Raw genomic sequence first — 16,282 nt, 5'->3', positions numbered from 1 at the left:
ACACTAACTGCCTTACACATGCTAAAGCACAATGGCTAATCGCAGAGTATATGATAATTATTGTAGGGTTTTTATGATAAGGTTGATGGGTGATTGGCTCTAGAAGACGAGTGCTGGTGATATGGTTATGATACTGACGGCGTGGCGGCTGATAGCATCCATGCGATTAACCGACTGCCCGTTACCGAATAAATGGCATGGTTACTTAGCAAAGCCTGTAAGTCAGCCTTAAATGCTAACGCATCTGGCATCGACATCCGCTGCCCTATCTTGCTTAGTTGCTGATTGATATCAGTGGCAATGCAGGCTTGATCTGTATCAGTACTATCCGTCCACCGATTGGGCGCAAACAGTAAGCTAAGCTGCGACTGCCATACGGCGGCACTGACAATCGAGCATTGACCTTGATGATAAAACAGCAACCACGGCAATGTATCTTTATCTATAAATGTGTCTTTATCTATATTTGTAGCAGCAGAGTCCATGAGAGGCTCGATACGATGCAAGCTGTCCAAATGGATGACCTCTAAACAGACGAGGTCTAAATAAAACGTCTTTAACCCATACTCTGTAGAGGCTACCTGCGGTGCGGCATCCCTTGACTCACCCAGCGTCTTAGTCGAGGCTTTGCCTGCTGGCGCCGCCGTTGCCGTGCTATCTGGGTTTTTGGATAGCTCATAGGGCTGCTGGTATTCACTGACTCGTCTGCTGGACTGCCGATACTGCAGCCGTGATGAGCTATCGTATTGATCATTGGTGGCGACTGCAGATGACAGCCAACGCTCAGCATCTGACCTATTGTCTGAGTGGCTATTGGTAGCATTGTAATTTGCTGATCGCTTATCTTTTTTGTGAGTAGGCTCATCTAGCAGCTGAGCCGGCATAATGGGCTTTAGCTTAGCACGAACCGCATGATTGAGATGCGCCATGATGTTGTTTAAAGGACTGATCTTAATACGCTGTTTGGTCGGGTGTACATTGATATTGAGCCACTCGGCTGGCAACTCAAAATATAGCGCGTAACCCAGACCCGCCAGCCGCGCGCTTTGGGCCAATTGACGCAGCTGATTGCTGATAATCGGCTCTTTGACCAAACGGCCATTGACGTAGAGCAGCTTTGGCATACTCTGTGCCGACGCCACTTGTGTCTCGACACTGGGCCACAACCAGCCATGGACACGGGCTCTATCACCCCACCCCATCCCAGCATCGGATGCTAAAGACTGCTGTAGTAGACCCGACAGATCAAGCATAATCTCAAGCGCATTGGTCGTCAAAGCAACCCCCAATGCTTGCTCTAGCCGTGATAGCGATAAGGGGTTTGGACTGTTTTGATGGGCATTAGCACTGCAGTTGGTCGCCCAATCTTCCGCCTGATTACGCTCGGTTGGCGTTCCATGAGAGGTCATCGGGTTGGATGAGAGTAATAGTCGTTTTTTATTATCGTGAAACAGACTCAGTGCTACGTCTGCGCGGGCCAAAGCCACATCACGAACAATCGCCTCAATATGACCAAACTCCGTGGCAATAGATTTAAGATTGCTGCGCCGAGCAGGAACATTAAAGTACAAGTCTTTGACCGTAATCGTCGTCCCACGATGGTGCACCACGGGCGTGAGCGTCGGTATATCAACCAGCACGCCTGCAACCTGTAACTGACGGCCGACGCCGCTATCGTCAGGGCTACTGGCCAAGGTTAAGCGAGAAACCGCCGCCGTCGCGGCCAATGCTTCCCCGCGAAACCCCAACGTCGTAATCCCTTGTAGATTGGCCACATCTGCAATCTTACTGGTCGCATGACGGGTAATCGCCATCACCATATCATCAGGATGAATGCCAGTACCATTATCTATCACCTCGATCATACCCATGCCGCCTTGAGTCACCCGTATCTCAATGTCGCTTGCGCCAGCATCAATGGCGTTTTCTAGCAACTCCTTTACCACGGCAGCCGGGCGCGTCACCACTTCACCTGCAGCCAATTGATTGACCAGCAGCGGTGGTAGTTTTTTGATACGGGTCTGAGGAGGAGTCTCTGGCATTTAAAAGGTATCGTTATGGCATTAAAAAAGCAAAGTAGACAAAAACTAAATATGTAAAGCAGACAGATCTATGCCTTGCGCCTGCCCTACTCTGGATAGACGCAGCTCAACATGCCGATGCTCTGTGTCGTTATCACAGTCATCGCTGGTGGCTTGGGTGATGTCGATAAATACGCTGGGCGGCGGCAAGTAGCTGTCTGCTCGGCTGGCCCATTCTATAATAACCAGCGCGTTTGGCTCATCTAGATACTCATCAAAGCCGATAAAAGACAGCTCTTCTGGATCTTGTAGCCTATAAAGATCGGCGTGATAGACCGGTTTTATTGAGCCATCGCTTTGTGCGATCGCATACGGCTCTACCAATGTATAAGTCGGGCTTTTGACTACTCCTGCATGACCAAGCGCTTGTAACCAGTAGCGGGTCAAGGTCGTCTTGCCCGCGCCCAAGTCACCTGCCAGCCACACACTACCACTTAGCGATAGCGCTGCTAACTGCGCCGCCAAACGCTGGGTATCATCTTCTGTACGCAGCGTCAACGTTTTGGTATTTTTGGCTGCTTTTGTATTACTCGACATCACGATTACCTGCCTGTACTTGCATGGTGACTGAAGGATTGGTAAAGCGCTCACCGCGGATAAGCTTGGCATAAAGCTCAGGATCATGCCATTCGCTTCGTACTTGCTCACTAAACTCAAAATCTTCTAAAATAAGCTTACCCATTTGCACGTTTGCCACATCATCAGCGAAGCACTGAGCGTAACCTGTGGCTGTTTCGTGGGCTATCACTGAGTACACACTGACGTCTGCTTCGCCGTTTTGCATTTGCGTCTGCGCTAGGATTTCTTGTGCCCAAAAAAATATCACACGCGAAAACTGCTCAGCTGAGGGTGATACTGGCAAACTGATCCAGCGCGCGCTGAATTTTTTGCAAGCAGCGATATACTCAGGATCGTCTTTGTTCCAAAAACAAATGGCATGATCAAAACTGTCAATGATGTCTTTGATCGAGGATTTTAATAAACCAAAATCATAGACCATCTGCCCGTGATCCAAACGCGTGGCCTCAAGTATCAGCTCAATCTGATAGCTATGACCATGAATAGAGTGCTTGCAACGCTCTGAGCTGCAGTTACGCACAATATGAGCGTTTTCAAATTTAAACAGTTTACGAATACGCATGATAATCAACCAAAAAAGTAAGCATCTTCGTGCCAACTATGAATAATATAAATCGTTTGCCGTGCTGACTTATCAGCCTGTGGCCCATTATAGCAAATCAAGATGACTCCGTAAGTAAGCACTGACGAATACATGTATTATTGCCTGCCATATTATATTTAGCAGGTTATAATTGTCTGCTGTTTGTTTTAGCTGTTATCGCAGTCGCAGGGTCGCGCCTAAGACTGTGGACGAATTTTTATGAGGAAGTTAGCGTCATGATGCGTATTGGATTGTTTTTATTAACCAACTTAGCGGTGATCGTAGTATTTAGCATCGTGTTTGGGATTTTGTCCCGAGTTTTTGGGGTTGGTGGCGTACATAGCGCAGGCGGGATAAACTATGCCAGCCTAGCCATTATGTGCGGTGTCTACGGCATGGTCGGGTCGATGATATCGTTATTTATCTCAAAATGGATGGCAAAAAGATCAACGGGAACGGTGGTCATTGAGGCACCAAGCAATGCCACTGAGCAATGGCTGATAGATACGGTCGCCAAACAAGCGCGCGCGGTCAATATTGATATGCCTGAAGTGGGTATTTTTAACAACTCGCAGCCCAATGCGTTTGCCACAGGCTGGAATAAAAACAAAGCGCTGGTTGCCGTCTCATCGGGTCTACTCCAGAATATGACTGCAGATGAAGTAGAAGCGGTATTGGCGCATGAGATTGGTCATGTGGCCAATGGCGATATGGTCACACTTGCACTCATTCAAGGGGTGGTGAACGCCTTTGTGATGTTCTTTGCGCGTATTATCGGTAATTTCGTCGATCGCACTGTGTTTAAAAACGAAGGCGAAGGCCCTGGTATTGGCTACTTTGTCACCAGTATCGTGATGGATATCTTGCTAGGATTTTTGGCATCCGCCATCGTTATGTGGTTCTCACGCCTGCGCGAGTTTCGTGCTGATGAGATGGGCGCCAAGCTTGCCAGCCGTGACAAGATGATCAGCGCACTGGATGCCCTGCGTCCTGCTGAGCAGCGTCCAGACCAGATGCCTGAGAGCATGAAAGCCTTTGCTATCTCGTCTGGGCAGTCTACAGGCTTTAGTATTGCAAACCTTTTCCGCTCACACCCAACACTGGATGATCGTATCGCGGCGCTGAGAAAGTACAATCCTAGTGAAGCGTAAGCCATTGCTCTAAAACGACAGATAATGGTAGATATCAGTATCAGCGCTGCTATTATCTTGTAAAACCAAGCATAAAAAAAGCCTATCTTTTAAAGATAGGCTCTTTTATGACATAAACTTACTGACTAAATATCAAACTCAAGCGCTCTATCACCATTGGCGTCTTGAATACGGGTTGGCAAGCCAATCTTATTGAGTAGATTGATAAATGGCTTAGCATCCAGCTCTTCGACATTGACCATCTGACCGGCGTCCCATTCGCCAGTGGCGACCAGTATCGCAGCAGCGACAGGTGGCACGCCTGCGGTATAAGAGATACCTTGGCTACCAACTTCATTGTAGGCGTCTTTATGGTCTGAGACATTATAAATAAATACCTCAGTATCGACGCCATTTATCTGGCCCTTGACCTTGTCACCAATGCAAGTCTTGCCGGTATAGTTCGGAGCCAGCGAGCTTGGGTCTGGTAGTACCGCTTTGACCACCTTTAGCGGAATAACTTCTTGCCCTTCGGCGGTCATCACCGGCTGCTCAGACAATAGACCTAGGTTTTGGAGCACGGTAAAGACATTAATATAGTGCTCGCCAAAGCCCATCCAAAAACGAATATTTGGCACATCTAGGTTGGCTGATAAAGAATGAATCTCGTCATGCCCACTTAAGTAGCTGTTTTGCTCGCCAACGACTGGCAAATCGTCGGTACGCTTGACTTCAAACATCTTATTCGACTGCCATTTGCTGTCCTGCCAAGAGTACACCGTACCGGTAAACTCACGGAAATTAATCTCAGGGTCGAAGTTGGTGGCAAAGTACTTACCGTGACTGCCGGCATTGATATCGATAATATCGATATCCGTCACTGAACCTTTATCCATCATGTCATAGCCCAGACGCGCGTAGGCATTGACCATACCTGGATCAAACCCTGCACCCAAGATTGCCGTGACATTATTGTCAGCGCAGCGCTGCTTGCGTTTCCATTCGTAGTTGTCATACCATGGCGGCGTTTCACAAATCTTACGCGGATCTTCATGGATAGCGGTGTCAATATAAGCCGCGCCCGTCTCAATACAAGCTTCTAACACCGTCATATTGATAAATGCCGAGCCGACATTGATTAGAATTTGAATCCCTGTATCGTTGATAAGATCGATAACAGCTTGACTATCCATGGCATCGACTTGATGGGTATGCAAGACTGCCGCTTGCTTAAAGCTGCCTTTGTCCTCGACGCTTTTAGCGATAGCATCACACTTATCTTTGGTACGTGAAGCAATGTGAATCTCGCCCAGCACATCATTATGCATCGCACATTTATGCGCGACCACTTGCGCGACACCGCCTGCGCCAATGATGAGTACGTTTTTTTTACTAGCTTTGGTTTGATTTGTGTTCAATGAACAATCCTCCTTTGTGTCCCTGTCGATACCATCGATACTGGCTATGCAAAACAGAAACGAGTGAATGATATGCGTGAATTAAAAAGGAAGACCGAGGAAAACCCACGCACCCGTCGAACAAAGCACCCTTTTTGTTTGTAGGCGCTTTGTTCGACGCGATTATAACAATTTTTATCCCACTATCGACAAAAATAATGTAGAAAAAACCAATGAATTTAAAGTTTAAACCCTTACCCTTAAGTCTTTGTTTTTGATAATTTAACTTTAACAACGAAGCCTTATATAGTCAATCCGATATAAAAACGATACAGTGAGATGAAAAGTTGTTTTTCGCAGCATCTGTCTGCGTAGGCACAGCAAGCAAGAAAAACAACTTTTCATTGAGCGGCTTGATAGCCATGTATCTGATTTATTTGGATTCAAATATACTAAGACAAGCTGGCTTTGTAATCTTGATAATCAAATTCGCGCTGCACATCAATACTGCCATCTAGACGTCGAATCACAATCGCTGGCATATTAACACCATTAAACCAGTTTTTCTTAACCATGGTATAGCCTGCCGCATTACCAAACGCAACGGTGTCGCCTACTTGCAGCTCATGCGCCAAAGCATACTCGCCAAAGATATCGCCAGCCAAGCAAGAGCGTCCGTAGATAATAGTATTGTCAGCAGCGTCTTGTTGTACTTGTTCGACAGGCAGCACCTCCACTGACTCTGCATTGACAGAAGTGATTGGCGCAGACTCACGATATATCAGCAAATCCAGCATATGCGCCTCGATAGAAGCATCGACGACGGCGAGGTTTTTGTCATTGTGCATGGTGTCCAGCACTGTTGTGACCAGCGTGCCGGCGCCATGAATACTGGCCTCACCTGGCTCAAGATAGACTTGTACGCCGTATTTTTCACTAAAGCCTTTTAGTCTGTCGGCTAATTTTTCTAGTGGATAACTAGGTGCGATAAAGTGAATACCGCCGCCGAGGCTCACCCACTCAAGCTGCGCTAAAATATCACCAAACCTGTCTTCGATATCAGCCAAGCTTGCGCTAAACGCCTCAAAGCTGTCGTTTTCACAGTTGTTATGAATCATGACCCCTGTGATATCACCAAGCACTGCGGCAATCTTATCTTTGTCATGCTCACCAAGACGGCTAAAAGGACGGGCAGGATCAGCGATGATAAACGACGAGTTACTGGTCTTTGGGTTGAGACGTAGCCCGACTGGAATGTCCTGTGCATGCGCTTTATCTTTGAAGGCATGCAGCTGCGAGATGGAGTTAAAGATAATCTTGTCCGCGTAGCTTAATACTTCATCGATTTCATCCGCGCTATAGGCGACACTATAGGCATGGGTTTCTTTTTTATCACTGTTATTGGCATCGCTGTTGTTACCAAAAGTCTCATAGCCCAAACGCACTTCATTGAGCGAAGACGAGGTCGTACCATGCAAATAAGGCTGCATCACATCAAACACGCCCCACGTGGCAAAACACTTGAGCGCAAGCAAAGCCTTGGCACCAGATAACTCACACAGACGTGCGATAATCTGCATATTGGCAACGATTGCCGTTTCATCGAGCAAATAATAAGGCGTAGGTAGAGAGGATAGATCAGAGGTTATTACAGTGTTTTCAACATTCATAAGTGGTTACCTAATCGCTGCGGTTGGCATCATGACAGATATAAATAATTGCGCTATAGTAGACTAAATTCACTATAATTAGAATATCTTATGTCATTATCAACCGATTATTCCAGCGCGGCGAGCCAAGCCAATTTATCTCAGCTTGAACCAAAAAATATCAATTTAGCGCATCTTGATGCCGATGCGCGGGCGGTTTTAGATTTTTGGTTTGATAAAGACAATGAGGCGTATTGGTTTGAAAAAAACGATGCCTTTGATCAAAAAATAAGAGAAAAATTTGGTAAGATTTGGCAAGCTGCCAAACAAGGTGAATGTGTCACTTGGCGTATCGCCAACGCCGCAGCAGATAGTAACAGCTCCATCACTGCTCTAGCAGGACGCTTGGCTGAGATTATTGTACTCGATCAGTTTTCGCGCAATCTGTGCCGCGGGCAAGCCAATGCCTTTGCACAAGATGGCATGGCACTGATATTGGCGCAAGAAGCCATTCAACAACCACATTTCGACACCCTACCCGCGCAGTGGCGCAAATTTATGATTATGCCATTTATGCATTCTGAATCTTTGATGATTCATGAGCGCTACTTGCTGCTCTTTGAGCAGTTAGATGACGCGATGACACTCGACTTTGAGCACCGTCATAAAGATATTATCGAGCAGTTTGGCCGCTATCCGCACCGTAACGACATATTGGACCGAGAGTCGACAGCGGCAGAAGAAGCCTTTTTAGAACAACCAAACTCATCGTTCTAAGAGGCGTTCGACAAAGCATGTCCTAGTAGTTCACTTCACCTGTGGTAAAACTAAACGACTGCTGCTGTAAGGTCTTACTGCTGGCTTTGCTCTTGCCGACGTGCAATCTCACAGCTTTTTAAATCATCGGTCATTGGTCATGATAAAAATAAAAAAGCATACCTCGTCAAATAAGTTCATTAAAGCTTACGAAACGTAGATTAATTACCTTAGAGTCGCCTAAAAAATACTCTCTGTCAGTACCATGGTTGAATGTGCAACACGCCCTAACGATAACGAGCATAGTCGGCGTTTATCATTCGCTCTCCAGCGCCCTTCTTATAGGGGCAAAGCTGCGCCTATGCTCTGGTAACACACCAAGCGTCGCAACGGCTGCCATATGAGCGCGCGTTGGATAGCCTTTGTGTTTGGCGATGCCATACTCAGGATACTGCGCATCTAATTCATACATGGCCTTATCACGGCTCACCTTTGCCAATATACTGGCTGCGGCGATACTGGTATGACGGCCATCGCCCTTGACCCATGCTTGACAGTCAAGCATAGCGGGCGCTATACCTGCCTTGGCAAGCTTACCACTGTCTAAATCAGGGCAGCGATTGCCATCGATTAGCACTTCGATAAAGCGATGACCTACAGCGGTCAAATGGGCGGCAACTGCTTGTAGCAGCTCCTCGGTACACAAACGCATACCGAGCATCGTCGCCTGCAAAATATTGATTTGGTCGATGACGGCGGCCGGTATCTCCGCGATGATATACCCGACCGCATACTGCTGCACCAAGGGGTAGAGCCTGTCACGCTTTTTTTCACTCAACTGCTTGGAGTCGGTCAATACAGACAGCGGGGTATCCTTTAGCGGCTGCGCTTCTATGAGCCCCGACCACGCGGCAGGTAGTAGCGCCGCGGCGACATTGACAGAACCTAGCAAAGGCCCGCGGCCAGCTTCATCGACACCTATCTGTAGTGGCAAGGCCGCGCCCTTTGTCGTCTGCCCATATTGGCTTTGTAGCTCCGAGGTATGTAGTTGACCAGACAAATGGATGGGCGCTGCTAGTTGAATATACTGCCCTTTGATATCGACTTGCTCAATACGTACATCAATCGATATCAAAGGCTGGGCACTACTAGATGGGTTACTCATAACACTGTTATATCTTTTTTTAAGGGGTGAAAGTTGGACTTAGTGACATTGTCTTTAGCGTGGCTTTTAGCATTGTTCTTAGTATGGTTTTTAGCACTTTGTCATAACAGTGCTGCCATATGGCACAGATGATATGTGTTATTGCTGGTGGTTTTGCTTATACCATTGCTCGATGACGCTGTTTGCCGGCTCATGGTTACTTTGCTGCTGTAATAGCTGTTTGGTGGTAAGCAGATCGCTCATTTGCTCGGCATAGGCGCGTGGCTGTAATAAACGCATCACCGTACGGCAGATATTGTCCCCACTCGCCTGCTCTTGTATCAGTTCAGGCACTATCGCGGTATCTGCTAGGATATTGGGCAACGCCACATAAGGCACTTTTACCAGACGCTTGGCGATCTGATAGGTCAGCTGATTTAACTGATAAATCACCACCATCGGTCGCTCAAGCAGCATCGCCTCTAGTGTCGCGGTGCCTGAGGCTAGCATCACCACATCGGCTGCTGCCATCGCTTGCTGACTAAAGGTTGGCTGACTATCATCGTAGACCACTACGATAGCGGCGCGCAGCTGTTCTGAGCGTTTATCGATGACATCTTGCACGATATATTGATGGTTTTGATCCACAGTAGGGATGATAAAACACAGTTTTGGGTCCAATAATATCAATTTTTGAATACCATCAAGCATCAAAGGCAATATGGCGGTAATCTCCCCGCGCCGTGATCCTGGCATCACGCAAATGAGCTGACTGACTTCATCAAAACGATCAATAAAAAACTGCTGCAAGCCATCATTATGCCAGACCAGCTCACTGCGGCGCTGATTGATAGGTGTCGCGAGTAGCCCTTGATCTATGGTGCGTAACAGCGGATGACCGACACAGACTGCTGGGTGGTTATGACGCTCATAGACTGGCAGCTCAAACGGAAACAAGCACAGCACCAAATCGGTGGCTGCTTTGATATTATGAATACGCGACTCACGCCATGCCCAAATAGAGGGGCTGACATACTGAACACAAAACACCCCTTTAGACTTTAGTTTTTTTGCGACCCGCAGATTAAAATCAGGCGCATCGATACCAATAAACCAGTCAATAGCAGCGTCTTGAAACGCTGCTAATAACTCACGGCGTGCCTTTAGTAAATCTGGCAATTGTGCCATTACCTCGACCAGACCCATGACAGCCAATCGCTCTAATGCAAAGATGCTTTGTAATCCTTGTGCTTGCATCTTGGCGCCGCCGACCCCGACCCAAACAATATCATCGCGCAGATTGTTCATCTGCTGCATAAAGTCGGCACCCAAGCTATCACCTGACACCTCGCCTGCGACGATACCGATGACCAGTGGACCCGCGTTTGACTCAGGTACCAAAAGCTCAGCCGTGCTGTGACTCTTAAGCGTCTGTACCGCTGCGTCTGGCGTCACACCAAGGGAGTGGTTAAGGGTAGCAAAATCTGTCATGACAAGCTCTCGATATGAAGATGATAAAGGTACGATAAAAACAATTATAAAATATAACACATGTCAGCAGCTATAAGGCCTGATAACGCTAATAACGATGCTCATTGATGCTGCCATCATACGTGACGACGGCCAAAATAGCTAAATTGACTCACAAAAACCACGCGCCGCCTGTTTTTATACCCAACGCAGGCGTCACAATGATAACTGGATTTTGGCTTCCTCATTCCAGTTATCAGTTAATTAACTGTATGACTGCCCTTGTCAACCAGCGCTTTTGTCCGCATAATGAATATCCCTATAAATCAGCTAGACGATATATAACCATGACAACACCAGTTACCCATAATGCAGATATTGACGACGTGAATATTGAAAAATTCATTCCTTTGATCACTCCCGCTGAGCTAAAAGCTGAGCTGCCTTTGTCAGACAAAGCTTATAATACCGTCCTAAAAGGTCGCAACACTATCCAAGATATCTTGGACGGTAAAGACAAGCGCTTGTTTGTGGTCATCGGCCCCTGCTCTATTCACGATATCAAAGCCGCTCACGAATACGCCGATCGTTTGGCGGTATTGGCAAAAGAGATCGAAGATAGCATATTTGTGGTGATGCGTGTCTATTTTGAAAAACCCCGTACGACGGTGGGCTGGAAAGGCATGATCAACGACCCTGACATGAATGACAGCTTTGATATCGAAAAAGGCTTGCGTACGGCGCGTAAGCTTTTGTTAGATCTCAACGAAAAAGGCTTGCCGTGTGCCACCGAGGCCTTGGACCCAAATACGCCGCAATACATGCAGGATTTGATCAGCTGGTCAGCCATTGGTGCGCGTACCACTGAAAGCCAGACGCACCGTGAGATGAGCTCAGGTTTGTCTTGTCCAGTGGGCTTCAAAAACGGCACCGACGGCGGAATGACAGTCGCGGTCAACGCCATGCAAGCGGTCAAAGAAGGCCATAGTTTCTTAGGTCTATCAGCAGATGGCAAAGTCTCTATCATCAAATCAAAAGGCAACCCTTACGCTCACGTGGTATTGCGCGGTGGTAATGGCAAACCAAACTATGATGAAACGGCGGTAGCACAAGCCGAAAACGCACTGGCCAAAGGCAAAACCAATGGCAAAATCATGATTGACTCAAGCCATGCCAACTCAGGTAAAGACCCATATCTACAACCAATGGTCATCACGAACGTCGCCGAACAAATCCAAAACGGCAACAAATCCATCATCGGTATGATGATCGAAAGTCACCTTAAGGGCGGCAATCAAAAGCTGACGGCTGACTTAAGCCAGCTTGAGTATGGCAAATCTATCACCGACGGCTGCTTGGATTGGGACAGTACGGTCACAGCTCTATACAAGCTGCGTGATATGGTCAAAGACGTCCTGCCAAATCGCTAACTCTCAATACAAAGAGCTATCGTCTAGCTAGCACGCCCAGCATTGATACTGTACTGTGATACGCTAAAAAAAGCCCGCCCGATACACATATCGGGCGGGCTTTTTATGGCTGTCTTTATTTAACTTTTTTTAATTTGATGACTTTTATTCAGCCATCCTATCCTACTCGCCTGTAGACCCAAGCACACTCTCTAAACTCTCAAGTACATGCTTAGACGATACCTGCTTTTGTAAATCAAGCAGCTGCTCATGCGCCATCTGACGGCGCGGCTCAGCCAAAGTGTTCCAGCGCGCCAGCACTTGTAGTAAGCGCGATGCCAATACTGGATTGGCAGTATCCAGTTTTTTGATGACACCAGTATAGATATCCAGTCCATCAGCTGTCCAGAGTACGGTAGGCTGCGAGGCAACGGCACCGACGACCGAGCGGACACGGTTGGGCGTATTCCAATCAAAGTCCTTATGGATAAGCAATGCAGTGATGTCGTCAGGGGTGACCGTATCGGCAGACGCCTGCACACTAAACCACAAGTCAATGACCAAATCATTGTCTTGGAAGCGCTCATAAAAATCTGCTAGATAGTCATCAGCTTTTGCCAGTTGATGATTGACCATGACCTTTAACGCGCCAAAACGCTCTGTCATACAGCTGGCATTATCATACTGCCGCTGTGCCCATTCAGCAGCCCCAGCAACGTTGGCGGTCACTGCCATATCGAGCACCACATTACGCAGCGCACGTCTGCCGCGAGCATCGGCACTGTCTTGATATGCCTGTATGGGTAGTTGCTTATAAAGCTCTGCCCACTCATCTTTTAATGCCAAAGCCAGCTGTTGATATAAACCTTCACGCTGCGCTTTGATCGCCTCTGGGTCATAGTCCTGCGGAATGGCAGATGCCAGCTCCTGCGCCGATGGAATATCCAGTAAGCGTGCCGCCAGCATCGCATCCTCGGCGGCAAGCGTTGGCAATGTCTGCGCCAGTGCATGCAGATAAATATCTGGGCTGCTTTTCTCGCCTTTGTTTTGTAGCAAGATACGATTGACCAGCATCTGCGTCACTTGCCAGCGGTTAAAACCATTGGTCTCGTGCTCAAGTAAAAACGCCAAGTCTTCATCTTGATAGTCATAATTGAGCTGCACAGGGGCACTAAAGTCACGTAATAGCGATACCACAGGCTCGCTGGTCACATTTTCAAAGACGAAGGCTTGTGTTTGTTGATCAAGCAGCAACATACGCTCGGCGACGATATTGCCAGTATTTCGCTCAAACAGTGCCGTCGCTACAGGTATCGGTAAGGGCTTTGGCGCATCAAAACCTGCGACATGACGGGTTTTTTGACTCAACGTAATGGTCAACGTCTGCGTATCGCTGTCATAGTCTTGATGACCTGTCACCACAGGCGTGCCAGGCTGACGATACCAGTCGATAAAGTCCTCAATCTTGCTATCGGTAATACTGAGCGCAGATAAAAAATCTTCCACCGTCACCGCTTGCCCATCATAACGGCGAAAATACTCATCTGTCCCTTTTCGGAAGTTGACTGGCCCTAGCGTATTGGCAATCATACGCACGATTTCCGCGCCTTTTTCATAGACAGTCGTCGTATAAAAATTATTAATCTCAACAAAGCTCTCAGGGCGCACAGGATGCGCAAGCGGCCCTGCATCCTCGGCAAACTGATGCGCGCGCAAGGTGGCCACATCATCGATACGCTGTACCGCGCTTGATTGCTGATCGGCAGAAAAAGACTGATCACGATACACTGTAAGTCCTTCTTTTAGACACAATTGAAACCAATCACGGCAGGTAATGCGGTTGCCCGTCCAGTTATGAAAATACTCGTGGGCGATGATAGATTTGACACTAAAGCTGCGCGCATCTGTGGTTGTCTCAGGACTAGATAGCACGCAAGCAGTATTAAAGATATTTAAACCTTTGTTTTCCATCGCGCCCATATTAAATTGACTGACAGCGACGATCATATAACGGTCTAAATCATAAGCGCGGCCATAGTTGACCTCGTCCCAGCTCATGGCGTCTTTTAGCGCCTGCATACCGACATCGCACTTATCGATATCGGCAGACTTGGCATAAAGCTCAAGCGTCACCTCGCGCCCTTCACTGGTGGTATATGAATCCGTCAAGACGTCCAAATCAGCGATGACGCAAGCAAACAAATAGCTTGGCTTGTTGGTCGGGTCATGCCAGATGGCATAATGGCGGTCTGCTGTACCACTGACGTCGCCTGCCTCTACCAAATTACCATTGGCCAGCAGCGTTGGATAACGCTTATCCGCCTCCAAGCGCGTGGTAAATACCGCCAGCACATCAGGGCGATCTGGATAAAAAGTGATCTTACGAAACCCCTCAGGCTCGCACTGAGTGACAAACATAGTATCGTCGCCACTGCCCGCCATATATAGCCCCTCAAGCGCTGTGTTGGTCTGCGGGCAGATACGCACCTGTATCTCTAAAGTAACGTCATCAGGGGCATCTGCTATCGTCAGCTTGCCTGCCCTATGTTGATAGCGCTCGGAGGACAATGACTCGCCGTTCATAGTGATCGCCAGTAGCGCCAAATCCTCACCAAATAGCACAAGATCCCCTGCACTTTGGCGCACCATCTGTAGCGTGCTAGCTACCTGCGCGTGGTCTTCATATAGCTTGATATCCAAATCGACCGTTTCGACAGCAAAACTTGGCTTTTGATAGTCTTTTAGATTGATTTTGCTGGGTGCTTGCGGTGGCACATCAGGCATTTCAGGATTGATAATTTGGGCGTCTGTTTCAGCAGTAGACATGGGGGTTCCTATTGTTATTTATAAAAAATACGTGTGATTAAAATTCCTAGCGCTTCCTAGGGCGTGTCTTTATTTCAAAAATGGTGATAAAAATGAGATAAATTGCAGTCAAACAAGGAAAATAGCGCCGTTAATATCGGGATATTGACCAGCTGTTTGACGATGTTTGGCAAAATTTGGCCATTTTTAGCCCATTTAGATAACTATCGAGTGAATTGAAGACACGCCCTAACCTTAACACCTAAAAGCCCTCTGTTAGATTTTAAGTTTTTTAGGTTTTTTACGTGGTTTAGCTGTTTATTTTTTAGCTACATTGGCCTAAATCACCAAATTTCAAGAGCAGCTCCCTAGATTTCAAGAGCAGATCCCTAGATTGTGGCGCTGATAATCCGCGGCTGATAGTCAAATTTAAATGAATCAGTCAGATAGCTGGCTTTGGTAAAAATAGTAAGCTTAGTCGTTCCAAGCCTCAATTTTTCATTGGATAATGCATACCAAAATGATTTAATAAAGGCACTGACGATTACCATTTGAGAAACGGCCTATCATATGACAAAGCAATCCACGCGTCGCGCAGAGGTGACGCTACCTTTATTAATAGCTTATATCGATGCGCTATTGCCCACTCTAGCACAGGAAACTGATGCGCAGACAAACACTCAATCAGACAGCAAAAGCACCAAACATAAAATTGACGATAAGCCCGAGCTACTGCCCGATCTACTGTGGGTAACCGAAGACAAAAACACGCTAGCGTTATTAAATACCGCGCTTACCAACCATGCTGCTTTTCAAGCCAGCGATACCACACAGCCCGCTGACAAACTTGCCTCATCAACCTTACTGGCGCTCAACCAACAGCCAGTATCTGAGCGGTATGAGCTGGTGTGTTTTTGGCTGCCGGCGCTATCAGCAGAGCAGCTACAGCAGTATATCCCATTACTCATGCGCTATCGCGACCTGTATGCCGCCCATCTGCTCATCGCCCTTGAGCACAATATCGACTTGCAGCCCTACGGGTTTACCCCGTTTGATATATTACAGACTTCTACTTTGACAGAAGATACCGACCTATCAGATGCCGATATGACCCAGATGCCTGCCGCCGCCCATGCTTTTGGATCAGCGACACTGTGGCAATTTAATCTGTATGACTACAAACAGCTGCCTAACTGGCTCAATGCCGACTACTGGGCAAACCCTGAAAACTGGGGCAAGCACCGCTGGTAGTTTGTCTTTCTGCCTCGATATCAGAGCA

12 protein-coding genes are annotated in these 16,282 nt (G+C 47.4%); 4 read left to right on the top strand and 8 right to left on the bottom strand.

The features are described 5' to 3' along the window. Nucleotides 1-125: 125 nt before the first annotated feature. The 3 genes from mutL to J3491_RS03605 are packed head-to-tail and all read right to left on the bottom strand — an operon-like array spanning nucleotide 126 to nucleotide 3,222. Nucleotides 126-2,042, bottom strand: a complete 1,917-nt coding sequence (mutL, locus tag J3491_RS03615; protein ID WP_207969248.1) for a DNA mismatch repair endonuclease MutL — start codon at nucleotides 2,040-2,042, stop codon at nucleotides 126-128. Nucleotides 2,043-2,087: 45 nt separating this feature from the next. Next, nucleotides 2,088-2,618 carry a tRNA (adenosine(37)-N6)-threonylcarbamoyltransferase complex ATPase subunit type 1 TsaE gene (gene tsaE / locus J3491_RS03610; protein ID WP_207969247.1) on the bottom strand — a complete coding sequence of 177 codons (531 nt, stop codon included), beginning with the start codon at nucleotides 2,616-2,618 and terminating at the stop codon, nucleotides 2,088-2,090. Next, a complete protein-coding gene (locus J3491_RS03605) occupies nucleotides 2,608-3,222 on the bottom strand; it encodes a 6-pyruvoyl trahydropterin synthase family protein (protein ID WP_207969246.1) in 615 nt (204 codons plus the stop codon). Before J3491_RS03605 ends, tsaE begins: the two co-directional genes overlap by 11 nt. A 257-nt stretch (nucleotides 3,223-3,479) precedes the next feature. Here J3491_RS03605 and htpX point away from each other — a divergent pair, with 257 nt between their 5' ends. Then, the gene (gene htpX, locus J3491_RS03600) at nucleotides 3,480-4,394 is read left to right on the top strand and encodes a protease HtpX (protein ID WP_207969245.1); all 915 of its coding nucleotides are present in this window, start codon (nucleotides 3,480-3,482) and stop codon (nucleotides 4,392-4,394) included. 125 nt (nucleotides 4,395-4,519) lie between these two features. Here htpX and J3491_RS03595 read toward each other — a convergent pair whose 3' ends face one another. Both J3491_RS03595 and nspC read right to left on the bottom strand, forming a co-directional pair. Then, on the bottom strand, nucleotides 4,520-5,791 hold the full coding sequence (locus J3491_RS03595; protein WP_207969244.1) for a saccharopine dehydrogenase family protein: 1,272 nt from the start codon (nucleotides 5,789-5,791) through the stop codon (nucleotides 4,520-4,522). A gap of 431 nt (nucleotides 5,792-6,222) precedes the next feature. Beyond that, nucleotides 6,223-7,440, bottom strand: a complete 1,218-nt coding sequence (gene nspC / locus J3491_RS03590) for a carboxynorspermidine decarboxylase (protein WP_207969243.1) — start codon at nucleotides 7,438-7,440, stop codon at nucleotides 6,223-6,225. 90 nt (nucleotides 7,441-7,530) lie between these two features. On the opposite strand from nspC, the gene J3491_RS03585 reads away from it, so the two are divergent. Beyond that, complete coding sequence (locus J3491_RS03585) at nucleotides 7,531-8,196, top strand: DUF924 family protein (protein ID WP_207969242.1); 666 nt, start codon at nucleotides 7,531-7,533, stop codon at nucleotides 8,194-8,196. Nucleotides 8,197-8,491: 295 nt separating this feature from the next. Here J3491_RS03585 and J3491_RS03580 read toward each other — a convergent pair whose 3' ends face one another. Then, a complete protein-coding gene (locus J3491_RS03580; RefSeq protein WP_207969241.1) occupies nucleotides 8,492-9,340 on the bottom strand; it encodes a ribonuclease HII in 849 nt (282 codons plus the stop codon). A gap of 138 nt (nucleotides 9,341-9,478) precedes the next feature. Further along, nucleotides 9,479-10,810 (bottom strand): lipid-A-disaccharide synthase, encoded by a 1,332-nt coding sequence (gene lpxB / locus J3491_RS03575; protein WP_243456087.1) that lies wholly within the window; start codon nucleotides 10,808-10,810, stop codon nucleotides 9,479-9,481. Between the two features lie 326 nt (nucleotides 10,811-11,136). Between lpxB and J3491_RS03570 the strand changes: the two genes are divergently transcribed. Then, on the top strand, nucleotides 11,137-12,219 hold the full coding sequence (locus J3491_RS03570; protein WP_100749718.1) for a 3-deoxy-7-phosphoheptulonate synthase: 1,083 nt from the start codon (nucleotides 11,137-11,139) through the stop codon (nucleotides 12,217-12,219). 162 nt (nucleotides 12,220-12,381) lie between these two features. Here J3491_RS03570 and pepN read toward each other — a convergent pair whose 3' ends face one another. Beyond that, on the bottom strand, nucleotides 12,382-15,024 hold the full coding sequence (gene pepN / locus J3491_RS03565; RefSeq protein ID WP_207969240.1) for an aminopeptidase N: 2,643 nt from the start codon (nucleotides 15,022-15,024) through the stop codon (nucleotides 12,382-12,384). Nucleotides 15,025-15,573: 549 nt separating this feature from the next. Between pepN and J3491_RS03560 the strand changes: the two genes are divergently transcribed. Continuing rightward, complete coding sequence (locus tag J3491_RS03560) at nucleotides 15,574-16,254, top strand: DUF6231 family protein (RefSeq protein WP_207969239.1); 681 nt, start codon at nucleotides 15,574-15,576, stop codon at nucleotides 16,252-16,254. Nucleotides 16,255-16,282 lie beyond the last annotated feature (28 nt).

This window comes from Psychrobacter halodurans, from assembly GCF_017498075.1.
Taxonomy (GTDB): domain Bacteria; phylum Pseudomonadota; class Gammaproteobacteria; order Pseudomonadales; family Moraxellaceae; genus Psychrobacter; species Psychrobacter celer.
The sequence above is the reverse complement of the archived record's forward strand: the minus strand, read 5'-3'. Positions and strand labels throughout refer to the sequence as shown.

What these genes read in the sequence shown, in the direction of transcription:
- tsaE (WP_207969247.1), bottom strand. Translation starts at nt 2,618, where the DNA reads ATGTCGAGTAATACAAAAGCAGCCAAAAATACCAAAACGTTGACGCTG.
- pepN (WP_207969240.1), bottom strand. Translation starts at nt 15,024, where the DNA reads ATGTCTACTGCTGAAACAGACGCCCAAATTATCAATCCTGAAATGCCT.
- J3491_RS03570 (WP_100749718.1), top strand. Translation starts at nt 11,137, where the DNA reads ATGACAACACCAGTTACCCATAATGCAGATATTGACGACGTGAATATT.
- J3491_RS03580 (WP_207969241.1), bottom strand. Translation starts at nt 9,340, where the DNA reads ATGAGTAACCCATCTAGTAGTGCCCAGCCTTTGATATCGATTGATGTA.
- nspC (WP_207969243.1), bottom strand. Translation starts at nt 7,440, where the DNA reads ATGAATGTTGAAAACACTGTAATAACCTCTGATCTATCCTCTCTACCT.
- lpxB (WP_243456087.1), bottom strand. Translation starts at nt 10,810, where the DNA reads ATGACAGATTTTGCTACCCTTAACCACTCCCTTGGTGTGACGCCAGAC.
- J3491_RS03605 (WP_207969246.1), bottom strand. Translation starts at nt 3,222, where the DNA reads ATGCGTATTCGTAAACTGTTTAAATTTGAAAACGCTCATATTGTGCGT.
- htpX (WP_207969245.1), top strand. Translation starts at nt 3,480, where the DNA reads ATGATGCGTATTGGATTGTTTTTATTAACCAACTTAGCGGTGATCGTA.
- J3491_RS03560 (WP_207969239.1), top strand. Translation starts at nt 15,574, where the DNA reads ATGACAAAGCAATCCACGCGTCGCGCAGAGGTGACGCTACCTTTATTA.
- mutL (WP_207969248.1), bottom strand. Translation starts at nt 2,042, where the DNA reads ATGCCAGAGACTCCTCCTCAGACCCGTATCAAAAAACTACCACCGCTG.
- J3491_RS03585 (WP_207969242.1), top strand. Translation starts at nt 7,531, where the DNA reads ATGTCATTATCAACCGATTATTCCAGCGCGGCGAGCCAAGCCAATTTA.